The organism is Lysinibacillus piscis, assembly GCF_026012395.1.
Classification (GTDB): domain Bacteria; phylum Bacillota; class Bacilli; order Bacillales_A; family Planococcaceae; genus Lysinibacillus; species Lysinibacillus piscis.
Genome location: NZ_BRZA01000001.1, coordinates 1,099,301 through 1,117,686 on the forward strand (window position 1 = coordinate 1,099,301; position 18,386 = coordinate 1,117,686).

The 18,386-nt window shown below is 39.3% G+C and carries 16 protein-coding genes; 1 reads left to right on the plus strand and 15 read right to left on the minus strand.

Features of this window, described 5'->3' with window-relative positions; genetic code table 11:
* Positions 1-34: 34 nt before the first annotated feature.
* The 6 genes from rho to OPF91_RS05390 form a co-directional block, all read right to left on the minus strand.
* A complete protein-coding gene (gene rho / locus OPF91_RS05365; RefSeq protein ID WP_264987661.1) occupies positions 35-1,318 on the minus strand; it encodes a transcription termination factor Rho in 1,284 nt (427 codons plus the stop codon).
* Positions 1,319-1,453: 135 nt separating this feature from the next.
* Complete coding sequence (glpX, locus tag OPF91_RS05370) at positions 1,454-2,410, minus strand: class II fructose-bisphosphatase (RefSeq protein ID WP_264987662.1); 957 nt, start codon at positions 2,408-2,410, stop codon at positions 1,454-1,456.
* A 237-nt stretch (positions 2,411-2,647) separates the two neighbouring features.
* Positions 2,648-3,934, minus strand: coding sequence for a UDP-N-acetylglucosamine 1-carboxyvinyltransferase (murA, locus tag OPF91_RS05375; RefSeq protein ID WP_264987663.1), 1,287 nt, complete (start codon positions 3,932-3,934; stop codon positions 2,648-2,650).
* A gap of 158 nt (positions 3,935-4,092) precedes the next feature.
* The gene (gene fsa / locus OPF91_RS05380; RefSeq protein ID WP_264987664.1) at positions 4,093-4,743 is read right to left on the minus strand and encodes a fructose-6-phosphate aldolase; all 651 of its coding nucleotides are present in this window, start codon (positions 4,741-4,743) and stop codon (positions 4,093-4,095) included.
* A 129-nt stretch (positions 4,744-4,872) separates the two neighbouring features.
* Positions 4,873-5,727: a class II fructose-bisphosphate aldolase gene (locus OPF91_RS05385; protein WP_264987665.1), complete on the minus strand. Its 855-nt coding sequence runs from the start codon at positions 5,725-5,727 to the stop codon at positions 4,873-4,875.
* Positions 5,728-5,863: 136 nt separating this feature from the next.
* On the minus strand, positions 5,864-6,223 hold the full coding sequence (locus OPF91_RS05390; protein ID WP_264987666.1) for a response regulator: 360 nt from the start codon (positions 6,221-6,223) through the stop codon (positions 5,864-5,866).
* 285 nt (positions 6,224-6,508) lie between these two features.
* Here OPF91_RS05390 and OPF91_RS05395 point away from each other — a divergent pair, with 285 nt between their 5' ends.
* A complete protein-coding gene (locus tag OPF91_RS05395; RefSeq protein WP_264987667.1) occupies positions 6,509-7,033 on the plus strand; it encodes a DUF2529 family protein in 525 nt (174 codons plus the stop codon).
* A 43-nt stretch (positions 7,034-7,076) separates the two neighbouring features.
* On the opposite strand, the gene pyrG is transcribed toward OPF91_RS05395, so the two are convergent.
* From pyrG to mmgA, 9 genes are all read right to left on the minus strand, one after another.
* Positions 7,077-8,669 (minus strand): CTP synthase, encoded by a 1,593-nt coding sequence (gene pyrG / locus OPF91_RS05400; RefSeq protein ID WP_264987668.1) that lies wholly within the window; start codon positions 8,667-8,669, stop codon positions 7,077-7,079.
* A gap of 244 nt (positions 8,670-8,913) precedes the next feature.
* A complete protein-coding gene (gene rpoE / locus OPF91_RS05405) occupies positions 8,914-9,456 on the minus strand; it encodes a DNA-directed RNA polymerase subunit delta (RefSeq protein WP_264987669.1) in 543 nt (180 codons plus the stop codon).
* A 275-nt stretch (positions 9,457-9,731) separates the two neighbouring features.
* Positions 9,732-9,881, minus strand: a complete 150-nt coding sequence (locus tag OPF91_RS05410) for a hypothetical protein (protein ID WP_264987670.1) — start codon at positions 9,879-9,881, stop codon at positions 9,732-9,734.
* Positions 9,882-9,974: 93 nt separating this feature from the next.
* Positions 9,975-13,223 (minus strand): fused isobutyryl-CoA mutase/GTPase IcmF, encoded by a 3,249-nt coding sequence (icmF, locus tag OPF91_RS05415; protein ID WP_264987671.1) that lies wholly within the window; start codon positions 13,221-13,223, stop codon positions 9,975-9,977.
* A gap of 69 nt (positions 13,224-13,292) precedes the next feature.
* Positions 13,293-13,925, minus strand: coding sequence for a TetR/AcrR family transcriptional regulator (locus OPF91_RS05420; RefSeq protein WP_264987672.1), 633 nt, complete (start codon positions 13,923-13,925; stop codon positions 13,293-13,295).
* A gap of 3 nt (positions 13,926-13,928) precedes the next feature.
* On the minus strand, positions 13,929-15,065 hold the full coding sequence (locus OPF91_RS05425; protein WP_264987673.1) for an acyl-CoA dehydrogenase: 1,137 nt from the start codon (positions 15,063-15,065) through the stop codon (positions 13,929-13,931).
* A gap of 59 nt (positions 15,066-15,124) precedes the next feature.
* The gene (locus OPF91_RS05430; RefSeq protein WP_264987674.1) at positions 15,125-16,261 is read right to left on the minus strand and encodes an acyl-CoA dehydrogenase; all 1,137 of its coding nucleotides are present in this window, start codon (positions 16,259-16,261) and stop codon (positions 15,125-15,127) included.
* 58 nt (positions 16,262-16,319) lie between these two features.
* A complete protein-coding gene (locus OPF91_RS05435; protein ID WP_264987675.1) occupies positions 16,320-17,171 on the minus strand; it encodes a 3-hydroxybutyryl-CoA dehydrogenase in 852 nt (283 codons plus the stop codon).
* Positions 17,171-18,376: an acetyl-CoA C-acetyltransferase gene (gene mmgA / locus OPF91_RS05440; RefSeq protein ID WP_264987676.1), complete on the minus strand. Its 1,206-nt coding sequence runs from the start codon at positions 18,374-18,376 to the stop codon at positions 17,171-17,173. The genes OPF91_RS05435 and mmgA overlap by 1 nt, the downstream gene beginning before the upstream one ends.
* Between the last annotated feature and the right edge of the window lie 10 nt (positions 18,377-18,386).

Genomic DNA, 18,386 nt, shown 5'->3' on the forward strand with positions numbered 1-18,386 from the left:
CCATCAACTAGTACTAGTCAATAGTGGTTTTACATTATAGTAAGCCTTTACCTTTAGTGGCTTTCTTCATATCTTCATTTAATTTCTCAAAGAATTCTTCGTTCGATTTTGTTGTACGTAATTTTTTTAAGAAACGTTCTGCAAAATCAGGCGCATCTGAAAATGTTTTACGAATAGCCCATAGTTTTTCAAGTTGCTCAGGTTCCAGCAGTAATTCTTCCTTCCGTGTTCCTGAACGACGTATATCTAACGCAGGGAAAATACGACGCTCTGCTAACTGACGATCTAGATGTAATTCTAAATTACCTGTCCCCTTAAACTCCTCATAAATGACTTCATCCATACGAGAACCTGTATCGACTAGCGCTGTTGCTAAAATCGTTAAACTACCGCCTTCTTCAATATTACGAGCTGAACCGAAGAAACGTTTAGGACGATGGAAAGCAGCAGGGTCAATCCCCCCTGATAATGTACGACCACTTGGTGGAATCACTAGGTTATAGGCACGTGCTAAACGTGTAATAGAATCCATTAAAATAATAACGTCACGCTTATGCTCTACTAAACGACGTGCACGCTCTAATACAATTTCCGCTACTTTGACATGATTTTCTGGTACTTCATCAAACGTGGAACTCACCACATCTGCATTGACAGAGCGTTCAATATCCGTTACTTCTTCTGGGCGTTCATCGATTAATAAAACAATAAGCTCCGCCTCAGGATAATTGGTCGTGATGGCATTTGCAATCTCTTTTAATAATGATGTTTTCCCTGCTTTTGGCGGTGCTACGATTAAACCACGTTGCCCAAAGCCGACAGGTGCTACTAAATCCATAATACGTGTAGATAGATTACGCTGTGTCGTTTCAAGTTTAATTTGTCTATCAGGATATAAAGGTGTTAGTGCAGGGAAATGCACACGTTCTTTTGCAATTTCAGGGTCTTCCCCATTAACAGCGTCTACTTGTAATAAGCCATAGTAACGCTCATTTTCCTTTGGTGGGCGTACTTTACCGGATACTTTATCTCCATTACGAAGATCGAAGCGTCGGATTTGAGAGGCCGAAATATAAATATCTTCTTTACTTGGTGAATAGTTGATTGGTCGAAGGAAACCAAAGCCCTCTTGTGAGACAATTTCTAATACACCCTCCATAAAGAAGTAACCTTCTTGTTCAGAACGAGTTTTCAAAATGGCAAATATTAATTCTTTTTTTGTTAGCTTGCTATAATACGAAATTTTATATTGGCGTGCAAGAGCATATAACTCTTTTAACGTCATATTTTCTAATTGAGCGATTGTCAATGCAGACATATGCATAACTCCAGTCTTTATCAAAATATAATATGTTTCTTAAGGGTAAGGAAATTTTGGTCAAAAGGTGAATTCAGTTAAGAAGAAGATACCTAGCACTGAAAAGCACTAGGTACATTTTAGAAGAAAATCTGATTAATAGCTAGGTTTTTTATCTAAAGCATGGCGTCCCTCTACAAAACGAACTGTCCCTGATTTCGCACGCATAACAATTGAATGTGTTAATGCATAAGCTCCTTTGTATTGAACACCTTTTAATAATTCACAGTCTGTCACTGCTGTTGCTGCAAAAATAGCGTCGTCTCCTTTTACAAGGTCATCTAAATACAAGACTTTATTAATATCAATCCCCATTTGATGACAACGCTCTAATTGCTCTTCATTCTCCGGTACTAACTTCGCTTGGAAGTCACCACCTAAACATTTTAACGCTACAGCAGAAATAACACCCTCTGGTGCACCACCTGTACCAAAGAGTATGTCAATACCTGTTTCATCGAAGGCTGTATTAATTGCAGCCCCAACATCTCCATCTTGAATAAATTTAATACGTGCACCTGCTTCTCGGATTTCATCTACAATCGCTTGGTGACGTGGACGGTCTAACAATGTTGCCACAACATCTGAAATATCTTTATTTTTCGCCTTAGCTACTTGTAATAAATTGTAAGTAACAGACGCATTAATATCTACTTTTCCAGCTGCTTCTGGACCAACCGCAATCTTTTCCATGTACATATCAGGCGCATTTAACAAATTACCTTTATCAGCAATGGCTAATACCGTCATCGCTCCATTTGTACCTTTTGCCACAATATTTGTGCCTTCTAAAGGGTCAACTGCGATATCTACTTGTGGACCGCCATTGCGCAAACCTAGCTCTTCACCAATATAGAGCATTGGCGCTTCATCCATTTCTCCTTCACCAATTACAACTGTAGCATGCATAGGAATTGTATCGAACATGACACGCATTGCTGTTGTTGCTGCATCATCTGCTTCAATTTTCAACCCACGACCCATCCATTTTCCCGATGCAATCGCTGCTGCCTCTGTTACTCGAACTACTTCCATTGATAAACTACGTTCCATTGTTATTTGCCCCCTATTGTCGGTTTAACCCATATGAACAGGTTGTAAAAACCCATTGAGTGAAACGTCCAAGCAGTGAGGGATGAGGTCGGCTAAAAGCGCCTACATTAGCACATCTTGTGTGTCAAAACTCTCACTGATTGAAAGTTCACTTTATATTTTGCGTATAAACCTTCAAATTACATTTACCCCTTATATACTCCAATTACTGTAGTGCTTACCTTGGCATCTATTATTTTATTCTTGTGTATCTACTGTACTAGCCATAGTTGTTTCACGTCGAATATCTGCGCCTAAATCACGTAGCTTTTCAATGAGTGCACTATAGCCACGCTCAATGTGATAGATTTCTTGAATTTCTGTTTCGCCTTCAGCTAAAAGCCCTGCTAACACTAATGCCGCACCTGCTCGCAAATCTGTGGCAGTCACCGTAGAGCCTTCTAGCTTACTAGGTCCTGTAATCATTGCTGTATTGCCTTCCACACGTGCATTTGCATTCATGCGACGAAGTTCATCAATATGTTTAAAGCGAGCTGTATAAATCGTATCTGTAACCTTCGACGAACCTGATGCTTGTGTCATTAATACAGAAAGTGGTTGTTGGATATCTGTTGGGAAGCCTGGATAGACTAGTGTCTTTACGTCCACTGCTTGCAATGTAGAAAGATCTGTTTTTGGTACAAAAATACTTTCTTCCCCAACTTCAATTTTCACACCCATTTCACGTAATTTCGCAATAATGGCTTCTAAGTGTAGTGGAATGACATTATCAATCGTGATGCCATCACCCACAGCCGCAGCCATCACCATAAATGTAGCTGCTTCAATACGGTCTGGAATAATTGTATGTTCTGTTCCATGTAGCTCTTCTACGCCATCAATCCGAATCACACTTGTACCTGCGCCTTTAATTTTTGCACCCATGTTAGTAAGAAGCGTTGCTACATCAATGATTTCTGGCTCTTTTGCTGCATTTTCAATGACTGTACGCCCCTTTGCTAATACAGCGGCTAACATAATGTTAATCGTTGCACCCACACTAGCAATATCAAGGTAAATTTTTGCACCAATTAATTCCTCTGCACGTAAATAAATAGCACCATGCTCATTCGTAATTTTAGCACCTAATGCTTCAAAGCCTTTTATATGTTGGTCAATCGGACGAGGCCCTAAAAAACAACCACCTGGTAAGCCGATTACTGCTTTTTTGAAACGCCCCAGCATAGCCCCCATCAAATAATAGGAGGCACGTAGTTTTTTTACATTGCCATTCGGTAATGGTAAATCCACCATCTGCGTCGGGTCAATGACCATTTTGCCATCTACAAATGTAACCTCTCCACCGATTTCCTCCAATAAAGCTTTTAATGTCCAAGCATCTGAAATTTCTGGTATTCCACCAATAGTCACTGGAGAGTTCGCCAAAATCGATGCTGGAATTAAGGCGACCGCACTATTTTTTGCACCACTAACTTTAATTGTACCTTGTAGACGATTTTCGCCTGTAATTTTGTAAACATCCATTTTGCGTTCTCCTCATGATTGGAAAATAATTTTCAAATTCCTGCTAAATCAGCTCATCACCATGGTTAAGGGGTGATGAGCCGTTATGTTCATCTTTTATGATTAGTTATGCTTCATTTCTAGAGCGAGGTAAAATAAATAGATACTCTATATATTTATTATTCGCCTTTTCTCTTATTCCAATCCGCTAAAAATCCTTCAATTCCTTTTTCCGTTAGTGGATGGTGGAAAAGTTGTTTTAATACTTTAAATGGCGTTGTTGAGATATGTGCTCCTGCAAGTGCTGCAGCCGTTACATGTTGTGGATGACGCACAGATGCTGCAATGATTTCTGTTTCGATATTATGAATTGTGAAAATATCAGCAATCGTTTCAATTAGCTCTACACCATTTTGCCCGATATCATCTAGACGACCAATAAATGGTGATACATATGTAGCTCCTGCTCTAGCAGCCATTAATGCTTGGTTGGCACTAAAAATTAATGTTACATTTGTTTTAATACCTTTATTAGCAAAGAAACGGCATGCTTCTAGTCCAGCAGGTGTCATTGGTAATTTCACCGTAATATTTGGTGCAATTGCTGCTAGCTCTAAACCTTCTTTAATCATACCTTCTGCATCAAGGGCAATAACTTCACCACTTACAGAACCATCTACAAGTTCAGCAATTTCGCGAAGTCGATCATGGAAAGAAACATTTTCTTCTTTTGCTACTAATGATGGGTTAGTCGTTACACCTGATAAAATCCCCCACGCATGTGCTTCTTTAATCTCGTCATAGTTTGCTGTATCAATAAAAAATTTCATTTTAATCGTCCACTCCTTCTATGTTTTGAAAATTATGATGTCAAAAACAAGAGAAGGTCGATTACATAATCAACACTTCTCTGTCCTCATTGTATTTAGCTTTAAATAAAAGTATCACCAAACGTAAACTTATGCTTTGTTTGAGCTACCAAATTCGCGAATTTTACCAACTACTGTTTCTTTAATCGCTTCACGTGCTGGTCCAAGGAATTTACGTGGGTCATATACTTTTTTATCATTATCAAGAACTTCACGAATTACTCGTGTTGCAGCAATTTGATTTTCAGTATTTACATTAATTTTTGCTGTACCTAATGAAATAGAACGTTGGATATCTTTTGTTGGGATACCAGTACCGCCATGTAGTACTAATGGAAGATCTGCTAATTTAGAGATTTCTTCCATCTCTTTGAAGCCTAAGTTTGGCTCACCTTGGTATGGACCATGAACAGAACCAAGTGCTGGCGCTAAGCAATCAATGTTTGTTAACTCCACCATTTTACGGCACTCTTCTGGGTCAGCGTACATAATGCCACCGATAACACCATCTTCGTCGCCGCCAACTGTTCCAAGTTCAGCTTCAACAGAAACACCTTTTGAATGTGCGTATTCTACCACTTTAGAAGTTGTTGCAATATTTTCTTCAAATGGATGATGTGACGCATCAATCATAACAGATGTAAAGCCAGCATCAATCGCCTCTTTACATTTTTCAAAGCTTGAGCCGTGATCAAGGTGGATAGCAACTGGCACTGTAATACCATATGATTCCACTAAGCCTTTTACCATATGAACAACACTAATAAAGCCGCCCATATACTTACCAGCTCCTTCAGAAACACCTAAAATTACTGGAGATTTTTCTTCTTCAGCTGCTTGTAAAATTGCTTGTGTCCATTCAAGGTTATTGATGTTGAATTGCCCAACTGCATAACCTTCTGCTTTTGCTTTAACTAACATTTCTTTCATTGATACTAATGCCATACTAAAAATCCTCCTCATCGGACTATTTTTGATACTTCAAATATACCCTAATCATAACAAAAATCAACACCTCTGAAAAGGGGTGTTGATTTTCTACCCAAAAGCATAGCATCAAAGCTTAATTTTAGTGATTTTTTCAACTTTGCAATATTTTATTTACTTCATCACGTACCTCAAAAATATCAAAGGGTTTTGTGAAATAGCGAATAGCCCCTAACTCGATTGCTTCTCGCACGATATCCAGCTCACCATACGCTGTCATCATTAAAACGGGCAGTTGTGCCCATTGCTGTTTTAAACGTCTTAAAATCTCAATGCCATCCATCCCTGGAATTTTCATGTCCAATAGCACACAATCTAAATTTTCTTCTTCGGCATATTTTAATGCCTCTATACCATTGGCTGCTAAATACGTGAGATATCCTTCTTTTTTCAAAACCTCGTGTAACAATAAACGAATTCCTTGCTGATCGTCAACAATTAATACTCGCTTCACATTGCATTCCGCCCTTTTCAATTATTATTTTTACATCTTTCTATCAATAATCATCATTTATGCATAAACGACAGGCAGATGAATACTTTTCACATCAATCCTCTATCTGATACGTCTGCTATTTATACGACGAAATTTTTCATTCCATTTAGAATAATTCAGATGTAAAAATTGCTATAATATGTATTATTCTCTATATGACAACTTAATACCTTCTAAATTTTCAAATTATCTACTTTTGCTTTCTAAAGTGTCCACACATATAATATTGTTTGAGGTGGAAGCATGTCAAAAATTCTAACAACACAATTAAGCGGGTTATTCCAAAGAATCGTTCAAAATGAAGAAGAAGCTATTGAAGAAACAGCACGATTGCTGGCACAAGCGGCTGTCGGAGAAGGTCATGTATACTTTGCATGTTTTGATGAAATGCAGGCTATTGAGTTAAATGCTTCTCAAGCCATTGAGCATTTTGCTAAATTGCGAATATGGACAAAAGATGCCAACATCACAGAGGCTGATCGTGTTTGTATTTTCACACGCAGTGCACATCATGAAGAAGCACTAACTTTTGCACAAAAATTAAGTCAAAATTTTATTCCATTTGCGGCCGTTGCTAGTGAGATTGCTGATGAAGAAAATCCGCTTGCTGATTTAGCATATACTTATATTTCTACACGTGTACGTGGCGGGCTATTACCTAATGAGCAAGGTGAGCGTATCGTCGTACCACATACAATCGCTGCCTTATTTATTTATGAGGCAATCAAAATAAGTTATGACGAAATGCTACAACCTGAAGATGAATAGTAAAAAAGAGTTGTTCTCAAAATGAGACAACTCTTTTTTATCGTTATTTGAATGTAGCGCCAATAAAGTCACGGAATAATGGTTGTGGACGATTTGGACGTGAAATAAATTCTGGATGGAATTGACAAGCTACAAAGAAGTTATTGTCTGGTAGCTCAACAATCTCCACTAATTTACCGTCAGGGCTTGTACCTGAGAACACAAGACCTGCTGCCTCCATTGCCTCGCGATATTCATTGTTAAATTCATAACGATGACGATGACGTTCATATACTAGCTCTTGATTATATGCTTGGCCAGCCTTAGAACCATCTTGTAATTTACATGGATATAAGCCTAAACGTAGTGTACCACCAATATCAACACTATCATTTTGATCTGGTAAGAAATCAATAATTGGATGTGCTGTATTAGCATCTAACTCTGTAGAATGTGCCCCTTGTAAACCAAGTACATTACGAGCAAATTCAATTGTTGCTAACTGCATACCTAAGCAAATTCCTAAGAATGGTACATTGTTTTCACGTGCATATTGGGTTGCTAAAATTTTACCTTCTACGCCACGGTCTCCAAAACCACCTGGTACTAGAATCGCATCAGCCTCTTTCAATAATGCTGCAACATTTTCTGCATTGACATGTTCTGCGTTAATCCAGTCTACATCGATTTCTGAGTTGTATGCATAGCCTGCATGACGCAATGCTTCCACTACTGAAATATAAGCATCTTGTAATTCTACATATTTCCCAACTAATGCTACTTTACGTCTATTCGGTAAATTTTTCACTCGCTCTACAAGGTCGCGCCATTCTTCCATGTTCGCTTCTGGCGCTTCGATGCCAAAATGATTAAGTACAATATCATCAAAATCTTGCGCATGTAGGTTTAATGGCACTTCATATAAATGCTCAGCATCACGAGATTCAATGATTTCATGTGGTTGCACATCACAGAACAACGCTAATTTTTCTTTCATCTCTTGTGGTACCTCTTGCTCAGTACGCACGACAATAATATTTGGTTGAATACCTAAAGAACGTAGCTCCTTCACAGAATGCTGTGTTGGTTTCGTTTTTAACTCACCAGCCGCTTTAATATAAGGAATGAGTGTACAGTGTACATATAACACATTATTATGACCTAAATTCGTTTTCATTTGACGAATAGCTTCAAGGAATGGTAATGATTCGATATCTCCTACAGTACCACCTACTTCAGTAATAACAACGTCTGCATTCGTTTCACGACCAGCACGTTGAATACGCTCTTTAATTTCATTTGTAATATGAGGAATTACTTGTACTGTACCACCGTTATAGTCACCACGGCGTTCTTTTTGTAATACAGACTGATATACACGACCAGATGTTACAGTAGAGTGCTTACCAAGGTTAATATCGATAAAGCGCTCATAGTGACCTAAATCTAAGTCTGCCTCTGCACCATCATCTGTTACAAAAACCTCACCATGCTGATAAGGACTCATTGTTCCTGGGTCAATATTAATGTATGGGTCAAATTTCTGAATTGTTACTTCTAACCCACGATTTTTTAATAAACGACCTAGAGATGCTGCAACAATCCCTTTTCCAAGTGACGATACAACCCCACCTGTTACAAAAATATACTTTGTCATAAAAAATTCCTCCTTTTACTATCTATCAGAAAGCTCGCAAGAAAAATCGAGAATGTTTGATGCTGCCTACTAGCAATCACTCATAACATTTGATTTGTTAAAAAACAAAAAAACGCTCCTCCTGCATAGCTTTGCAGGGGGAGCGTGTTATATACACGGTCTTTCTCCTTTTTTAAGGAGCCCAATAAAAAGATTAAACGGAACCGTCATAGAAGTCAAGATTTTTTACTTCAGAAAAATAGGCTTAGAGTTCTTCCTCGTCTTCCTCAAACTCTTCTTCCTCTTCATCAATAAACTCTTCTTCGATTTCTTCGTCAAGTTCTTCTAACTCTTCATCCTCGAACTCTAAATCTTCTTTATCTTCATCTTCGTCAAGCTCATCGCCATCTACAAATTCTTCATAGTCTTCGTCAAAGTCGATGTCTTCCTCATCCAAATCTTCGCTTTCGTCTAAATCTTCATCCTCATCCAAAGTAGCTTTTGCTTTCTTTTTATGTGATTTTACAGAAGGCGCTGTTTCTTCTTCGATTTGTTCTACTTTAAACCATTCACGTAGACCCCACCCTGTTTCTTGGTTGAATAGGAAACGGCCATCTACATTGATATCTGTATAAAATTGTAGTAAGCGAGCTTGTATATCTTCTTCACTATACCCAACAAGTTCTTGAATAATTTTTAGTAAATCATTAAACGCTATGGATGTACGTTTTTCATTTAAAATTTCATGTGCTAAATTAATTAACGACTCTTCAGCTAATTGTTCCTTTGTCATTTCACGAAAATTCAACTTCGTGCACTTCCTTTCCATTATTACGATACTGTATCTGCTAAGAAAATCTAGTATACCCTAGCTTCAGGACGTTTAGATTTTTTCAATGCCCAATCTGTTCAATCCGCTTTTGCCATTCATGTGGCAAATACGCTACTGAACTAAAATAACTTCCTCTATCATAAGCATAATACCCATTATATACAAAGTTTCTGTTACATGGCTAGCCTGAATTGTTGTTTTTCTTCATCACATTTCGCTTTCTTTCAACAATCGACCGTTCTCTCTTCGTATTATTGTGATTTGCGTATTTTTTTGATACCACAATAAAATAAATAAAGCGATAAGAGCAATAGTGGGATGGCGCCTACTTGCTTATTGTATAAGAAAAATATGCCCATTAATAAAGCTAAAATAATCAGATAATGAATAATAGATTTCATCTTCAAATGCGCCTCCCTTTTTTGACAATTCTATTATAGCGGAATTTGAAAAAAGTGCCTAATACGAAGATTAGACACTTTCGTTAAAATCAATTACATGTTACGACGGTATTGTCCGCCAACTTCATATAAGGCCTTTGTAATTTGACCTAAGCTAGCTACTTTCACCGTTTCCATCAGTTCTGCAAAAATATTGCCATTGTTGACAGCGACTTCTTGTAATTTTGCAATGGCTGCCGCTGATTTAGCTTCATGCTCCTGCCAAAATGCTTGCAAATGATGAATTTGCGCTTCCTTCTCCTCTTGTGAGGCACGGGCAATTTCCATATTATCAATCGCTGCGTCTGAAGGCGGGTTTGGATTTAAGTAAGTGTTGACCCCAATAATCGGTAATTCTCCTGAATGCTTTAACATTTCATAGTGCATCGATTCTTCTTGAATTTTTCCACGCTGGTATTGCGTCTCCATTGCACCAAGCACACCACCACGATCATTAATACGGTCAAACTCTTGCAGCACGGCTTCCTCTACAAGGTCGGTTAATTCCTCAATAATAAACGCTCCTTGCAGTGGGTTTTCGTTTTTCGCTAAACCATGCTCTTTCGTAATAATCATTTGAATCGCCATTGCTCGACGTACAGATTCCTCTGTAGGTGTTGTAATCGCCTCGTCATACGCGTTTGTATGCAATGAATTACAATTATCCTGCAATGCCATCAATGCCTGCAATGTTGTACGAATATCATTAAAATCAATTTCCTGTGCATGCAAGCTACGTCCTGATGTTTGAATATGGTATTTCAGCTTTTGTGCACGCTCATTTGCACCATATTTATCACGCATAACAACTGCCCAAATACGACGTGCCACACGGCCAATAACCGTATATTCTGGGTCAAGCCCATTGGAGAAGAAGAATGATAGATTTGGTGCAAAATCATCAATGTGCATGCCACGACTTAAATAATATTCTACATATGTGAAGCCATTTGCTAATGTAAAGGCAAGCTGTGAAATTGGATTTGCTCCAGCTTCTGCAATATGATAGCCAGAAATGGACACAGAGTAGTAATTACGCACTTTATGGTCAATAAAGTATTGCTGAATATCGCCCATCATACGCAGTGCAAATTCTGTGGAGAAAATACATGTGTTTTGTCCTTGATCCTCTTTTAAAATATCTGCTTGCACTGTTCCACGTACAACTTGTAACGTTTTTTCGCGTGTTTCTGTAAATTCTTCTACCGTTAATGTTCTACCTAATTCCGTTTCACGTAGTTTCACCTGTTGGTCAATTGCTGTGTTCATAAACATCGCTAAAATAATCGGTGCAGGGCCGTTAATCGTCATCGATACAGACGTAGATGGTGCACATAAATCAAAGCCTGCATATAGCTTTTTCATATCCTCTAATGTACAAATAGATACACCTGATTCTCCCACTTTCCCGAAAATATCTGGTCGATAATCAGGGTCCTCACCGTATAATGTTACCGAGTCAAAGGCTGTGGATAAACGTTTGGCATCGTCGTCCTTCGATAAATAGTGGAAGCGTTTATTCGTACGCTCTGGTGTTCCCTCGCCCGCAAACTGACGTTTTGGATCTTCACCCTCACGTTTGAATTGGAATACTCCCGCTGTATACGGAAATTCGCCAGGAACATTTTCTTTATATACCCAGCGCAAAATTTCACCGTAATCGACAAATTTCGGCAACACTACTTTTGGAATTTTTGTACCAGAAAGACTTGTTGTCGTTAAAATCGTACGAATTTCTTTATCACGTACTTTCGTAATAAATTCATCGCCCGCATACGCTTCTTTTAGCATTTGCCAATTATCTAAAATACGCTTTGATTCTGCTGTTAATTCATCCCGTACACCAGCAGCTAAAGATGTTAATGAAGCAATCAATGCATCATCTGGCGATTTTTCTTGTACGGCTACGATAGCACCCTCTAATTGGAATAAGCGGCGTGCGAGCGCTACTTGTTGCTCTGTTTTTTTATGATAGCCACGCACTGTATCTGTCAATTCACGTAAATAGTAACGACGGTCATTTGGAATAATCACATCTTGCTTTTGTGTTTTCGCAAATTGTTCATAGCCCGTTTCCCAATCACTGCCTGTTTTTTCATTCATGATATTTACTAATGCAGCAAATAAAGCATTTGTTCCTTTATCATTAAACTGGCTCGCAATCGTACCGTAAACTGGCATACTGTCTAGTGAATCATGCCAAAGCTCACGTGAACGTTGGAATTGCTTTTGCACTTGACGCAATGCATCTTCTGAGCCTTTACGCTCAAATTTATTAATAGCGATAACATCCGCAAAATCAATCATATCAATTTTTTCAAGCTGTGTTGGTGCACCAAACTCACTTGTCATGACATACATCGATAAGTCCGTGTATTTCGTAATTTCTGCATCCCCTTGCCCTATACCACTCGTTTCCACAATAATTAAATCATAGCCAGCTACACGTACAACATCTATTACATCACCAATAGAAGCAGACAATTCTGTACGTGAGCCACGTGTCGCTAAGCTGCGCATATACACACGATTATTGAAAATCGCATTCATGCGAATACGGTCACCAAGCAATGCACCGCCTGTTTTTTGCTTTGTCGGGTCCACAGATAAAATCGCTACACGCTTATCAGGGAATTCTTTAAGGAATCGACGAATGAGCTCATCTGTTAAAGAGGATTTCCCTGCGCCTCCTGTACCTGTAACCCCTAAGACAGGCGTACCCTTTGAGCGTTTGCGTGCCTCTTCTAGCATTTGCTTTGTCTCTGCATCCTCATTTGACTCTGCTGCTGTAATTAAGTTCGCTAATATTTCAGGTGTATTTGGTGTTAAAGTATCCAATTTTTCTAAATAATTGCCTGTTGCAGTAGAGAAATCCGTGCCTTTAATTTGCTCATTAATCATGCCCTGTAGCCCTAAAACACGACCATCTTCTGGAGAGAAAATACCTGCAATACCGTATGCATGTAATTCTTTAATTTCACGAGGCAGTATAACACCGCCACCACCACCATAAATTTTAATGTGGGGAGCACCTTTTTCACGCAATAAATCATACATATATTTAAAGTATTCCATATGCCCACCTTGGTAAGAGGAGATAGCAATACCTTGTGCATCTTCTTGAATTGCTGCATTGACTACTTCTTCTACAGAGCGGTTATGACCTAAATGAATCACTTCTACGCCACTCGCCTGTAAAATACGTCGCATAATGTTAATCGAAGCATCATGCCCATCAAAAAGGCTTGATGCTGTTACAAAACGTACATGATTTGTTGGACGATAAATTTCTACCTTTGTCATATGACATCCCCTTTTCATCAAAAAACGGTAATTGCAATGTGACACTATGCAATTACCGTTTTGTTTGAATTAAAAACCTTTTACACCTGAAATAAACAATGTTGTTTGCATTTCAATAAATTCTTCAATTGAATGCTGACGATGGAGCGCCCATTTACGAAAAGCCCAGCTCTGCCCAGCTACAACGATATGATTCGCTGCCAAATGAATTTGCTTATCTGTCATAGAAAGCTCGCCTAGCTGCACACAGCGCTTTAATAATCGTTCAAATGTAGCAACCATTTCAAATTCCTTGCTAAACACATAATGCTGCGCTTCTTTAGACAATGACTTCGTTTCCTGATACATAATTGTCAGCTCATCAACCATGTTGTTAATTTGTAAGAAATATTCACGAATCATCTCTTGCAATTCTTCTAATGTGCCCGCTTTTACTTCATAGCTTGAAAGTCGCTCCATTGCATGATGATAAATACTATCACACACAAGATATAGAACATCTTCCTTTGTACCGATATATTCATATAACGTGCCGATACTAAAACCCGCTGCTTTTGCAATTTCTCTTGTTGTGGCACGATGGAATCCTTTTTCTTTAAATAGCTTAATAGCACCTTGTATCATTTGCTCCCGACGCACAGCAATTAAATTTTCATCTTTGACCGTAGACTGTACTTGAGGTCTTTTTTCTTGCTTTGTCATCAATTATTTTGTCAACATACGAGAGATAACAAGGCGTTGAATCTCTTGTGTACCTTCATAAATTTGTGTAATTTTAGCATCACGCATGTAGCGCTCCACTGGATAATCCTTTGTATAGCCGTAGCCACCAAAAATTTGTACAGCCTCTGTCGTCACCTGCATTGCTGTGTCACCCGCCATTAACTTCGCCATAGCTGATGCCTTGCCATACGGTAAGCTATTTGATTCTAGCCATGCAGCTTGATACGTTAGCAAACGAGATGCTTCAATTTGAGTTGCCATATCCGCTAATTTAAATGATACCCCTTGATTTGCTGTAATTGGTTTACCAAATTGAACACGCTCTTTTGCATAGTCCACCGCTGCATCTAATGCGCCTTGTGCAATACCAACTGCCTGTGCTGCAATACCATTACGTCCACCATCAAGTGTTGTCATCGCAATTTTAAAGCCTTCCCCTTCTGCACCAAGTAAATTTTCTTTTGGTACACGGCAATTATCAAAAATGATTTCTGTTGTTGGTGATGAACGAATACCTAATTTTTTCTCTTTCTTCCCAACTGAGAAGCCTTCAAAACCAGCTTCTACAATAAAGGCTGATGTGCTATTTTTTGCCTCTGGATCTGTTACGGCAAATACAACATATGTATCTGCTACACCACCATTTGTAATGAAGATTTTAGAGCCATTTAAAATATAATCATCGCCATCACGTTTCGCATATGTTTTCATACCACCTGCATCTGAACCTGATCCTGGCTCTGTTAAACCATATGCGCCAATATGTTTCCCCTCTGCCATTGGACGAAGATATTTTTGTTTTTGTTCTTCTGTGCCAAATTTAAAAATAGGCCAGCCTGCTAATGATGTATGTGCTGATAATGTCACACCTGTTGATGCACAAACACGTGATAGTTCTTCCACTGCAATGACGTACGCAAGGTAATCAAAGCCTGCCCCACCATACTCTTCTGGCCAAGGAATACCTGTTAAGCCTAGCTCAGCCATTTTGTCAAAAATCGCACGGTCGAATTCTTCATTTTCATCACGCTCTGCCGCTGTTGGTGCTACCTCATTGATTGCAAAATCACGAATCATTTCACGTAATTGTTCATGTTCTTCTGATAGTTGAAAGTTCATCCGTCATATCCCCTTTATTCCATATTAACGAGCTTTAAAAACCTGATTGAAGGTTCACTTTATTTTAATAAATGTTTACTAATAACGATTCTTTGAATTTCACTTGTACCTTCATAGATTTCCGTTACTTTAGCATCACGGAAATAACGTTCCACTGGATAATCCTTTGTATAGCCATAACCACCGAAAATTTGCACTGCCTCAATCGCCGTTTGAACCGCTGTGCGTGAAGCAAATAACTTAGCCATCGATGCCTCTGCACTGCAATCTAAACCTTTTGTACGTAAATCAGCCGCTCGATAAACTAACAATTTCGCTGATTCTACCGCTGTTGCCATATCTGCTAATTTAAAGCCCACACCTTGCTGAGCTGTAATTGGTTTACCAAATTGAACACGCTCTTTGGCATATGCTGTTGCCGCTTCTAATGCTGCCTCTGCAATCCCCAATGCCTGTGCTGCAATACCGATACGTCCAACATCTAAGTTAGCCATCGCAATTTTAAAGCCTTCTCCTTCTGCGCCAAGTAGATTTGCCGCTGGTACACGACAATTATCGAACGTCAATTGCACTGTACGTGAGCCATGTAAGCCCATTTTATGCTCATCTTTGCCAATAATTAAGCCTGGTGTACCCTTTTCCACGATAAAGGCTGAAATACCATGCGTTTTGTCGGCAGGATTTGTAGAAGCAAAGACGATATACACATCTGCCTCCCCACCATTTGTAATAAAGACCTTTGAACCATTAATCACATAGTCATCACCATCACGGACTGCCTTTGATTGTAATGAGCCTGCATCAGATCCTGCACTAGGCTCCGTTAAGCAAAATGCACCTAAATATTCACCAGATGCCAATTTTGGTACATAGCGCTTCTTTTGTTCTTCATTGCCAAAATAAATAATTGGATTTGTGCCAACAGAAGTATGAACGGATAAAATAACACCCATCACTGCACTTACTTTGGATAACTCATTAATCGCAATAATATACGAGGTAAAATCCATATCAGAGCCGCCTAATTCTTCTGGCGTCGTGATGCCCATTAAACCGAGTTCACCCATTTGTGTCAGTAATTCACGAGGAAACTCGCCATCTTCCATACGCTCAATCCATGGTGCAATTTTTTCCTGCGCAAAGTTTCGTACCATATCACGCATCATCATTTGTTCATCTGTAAATTGTAAAAGCATCTATGTTGTCACTCCTATATATTGTCTCATCACATGCATTTCTCCCATCCCCATAGGATTATTCATACACGTAGAAACCTCTACCTGATTTCTTCCCTAACCAGCCTGCTGCCACATATTTACGTAGCAATGGGCAAGGTCGGTATTTACTATCACCTAAGCCCTCATGTAAAATTTCCATAATGTATAGGCATGTATCTAAGCCGATAAAATCTGCTAATGTTAATGGTCCCATCGGATGGTTCATACCAAGCTTCATGACATCATCAATTGCTTCCTTCGTTGCCACACCTTCATACAAAGCATAGATAGCTTCATTAATCATTGGCAGTAAAATACGGTTTGAAATAAAGCCTGGGAAATCGTTCACTTCCACTGGTGTTTTGGCTAGCTTCACCGTCATCTCTTCTACTGCTTTATATACCTCATCACTTGTTGCTAAACCACGAATCACTTCAACTAGCTTCATAACTGGTACAGGATTCATAAAGTGCATACCAATGACTTGTGCTGGACGACTTGTCACCGCTGCAATCTCCGTAATTGGTAAGGAAGACGTATTTGTGGCTAAAATCGCATGAGCTGGTGCAATGCTATCGAGCTGCTTGAAAATAGACTGTTTAATTTCCATGTTTTCCACAGCCGCTTCGATAATAATGTCTACATCATGTGCATCTTGTACATCAAGTGACATCGTAATACGCCCTAAAATCGCCGCTTTTTCATCTTCTGTTTTTCTACCTTTTTCGACATCACGTGACAAATTTTTCGTAATAACGCCTAAGCCACGTTCGAAAAATTCCTGTTTCATATCGTTCAATTTGACATCATAGCCTGCTTGCGCACAAACTTGCGCAATGCCTGAGCCCATTTGTCCAGCACCAATGACCATTACTTTTTGAATTCCCATCACTTTTGTCCCCCTGTTTTTGGTACTTCAATCATAACGGCATCCCCTTGTCCGCCACCTGAGCATATCGCTGCTATCCCAATACCGCCGCCACGACGCTGTAATTCATGGGCAAGCGTTAAAATAATACGTGCTCCTGATGCACCAATTGGATGCCCTAATGCCACTGCCCCACCATTAACATTGACCTTTTCTGCATCTAAATGAGCGAGTTGCTTGCTAACAAGTGCTACCGCTGCAAATGCTTCATTAATTTCAAATAAATCAATATCAGCTAACGTTTTACCTGTCTTTTCAAGTAATTTGTTAATAACAAGCCCTGGCGTTTGCGGGAAGTTTGTTGGCTCTATTGCTAGCTCTGCATGACCTAGAATAATTGCCAATGGTTCACGGTCTTCTCGTACTGCACGCTCCTCACTCATCACAACAAGTGCACATGCCCCATCATTAACACCTGGTGCATTGCCTGCTGTAATCGTTCCGTCTTTATCAAATGCTGGCTTCAATTTTGCTAGTACTTCTGCTGTTGTACCTACCCTTGGCGCCTCATCTGTTGCAATGACAATAGGCTCTCCTTTACGTTGTGGAATTTCCACAGGTATAATTTCCTCCGCAAAGTAACCGTTTTCAATTGCGGCCAAAGCACGTTCATGACTACGAACAGACCATGCATCCTGCTCTTCTCTACTCAATGCAAATTGCTGTGCTGTTGTATTACCATAGCTACCCATATGTGGTCTTGCTGAATCAAATGCACATGTTAAGCCATCATATAGCATGCCATCCACCATTTTGGAATCACCCATACGTAAGCCTGTGCGACCATTTTGTAAATAGTACGGTGCATTTGACATGGATTCCATACCACCTGCGACAATTACCTCTTCATCCCCTAATCGAATAAGCTGATTCGCTAATGTAACAGCTCGCATACCTGATGCACATACTTTATTAATCGTTTCTGTTTTTACGTCAATTGGTAGCTCTGCTTTCAATGCTGCCTGTCTAGAAGGAATTTGCCCTTGCCCACCTTGCAATACCGTACCTAAAATAACCTCATTGACATCTGTTGGTTGAACATTCGCTTTTTCTAATGCTCCTTTAATCGCCACTGCACCTAAATCGCTCGCATTTAATGTTGCAAGTGCGCCACCAAACTTACCAAAAGCTGTTCTTGCTCCTGCTAAAATAACCGCTCTATTCAAATAAAACACC

Bases quoted from the DNA above. Each gene is read 5' to 3' on its own strand.
- OPF91_RS05395 (WP_264987667.1), top strand. From the start codon at position 6,509: ATGTCAAAAATTCTAACAACACAATTAAGCGGGTTATTCCAAAGAATC.
- glpX (WP_264987662.1), bottom strand. From the start codon at position 2,410: ATGGAACGTAGTTTATCAATGGAAGTAGTTCGAGTAACAGAGGCAGCA.
- murA (WP_264987663.1), bottom strand. From the start codon at position 3,934: ATGGATGTTTACAAAATTACAGGCGAAAATCGTCTACAAGGTACAATT.
- pyrG (WP_264987668.1), bottom strand. From the start codon at position 8,669: ATGACAAAGTATATTTTTGTAACAGGTGGGGTTGTATCGTCACTTGGA.
- OPF91_RS05435 (WP_264987675.1), bottom strand. From the start codon at position 17,171: ATGGGAATTCAAAAAGTAATGGTCATTGGTGCTGGACAAATGGGCTCA.
- OPF91_RS05420 (WP_264987672.1), bottom strand. From the start codon at position 13,925: ATGACAAAGCAAGAAAAAAGACCTCAAGTACAGTCTACGGTCAAAGAT.
- OPF91_RS05425 (WP_264987673.1), bottom strand. From the start codon at position 15,065: ATGAACTTTCAACTATCAGAAGAACATGAACAATTACGTGAAATGATT.
- OPF91_RS05410 (WP_264987670.1), bottom strand. From the start codon at position 9,881: ATGAAATCTATTATTCATTATCTGATTATTTTAGCTTTATTAATGGGC.
- OPF91_RS05430 (WP_264987674.1), bottom strand. From the start codon at position 16,261: ATGCTTTTACAATTTACAGATGAACAAATGATGATGCGTGATATGGTA.
- icmF (WP_264987671.1), bottom strand. From the start codon at position 13,223: ATGACAAAGGTAGAAATTTATCGTCCAACAAATCATGTACGTTTTGTA.
- fsa (WP_264987664.1), bottom strand. From the start codon at position 4,743: ATGAAATTTTTTATTGATACAGCAAACTATGACGAGATTAAAGAAGCA.
- OPF91_RS05385 (WP_264987665.1), bottom strand. From the start codon at position 5,727: ATGGCATTAGTATCAATGAAAGAAATGTTAGTTAAAGCAAAAGCAGAA.
- rho (WP_264987661.1), bottom strand. From the start codon at position 1,318: ATGTCTGCATTGACAATCGCTCAATTAGAAAATATGACGTTAAAAGAG.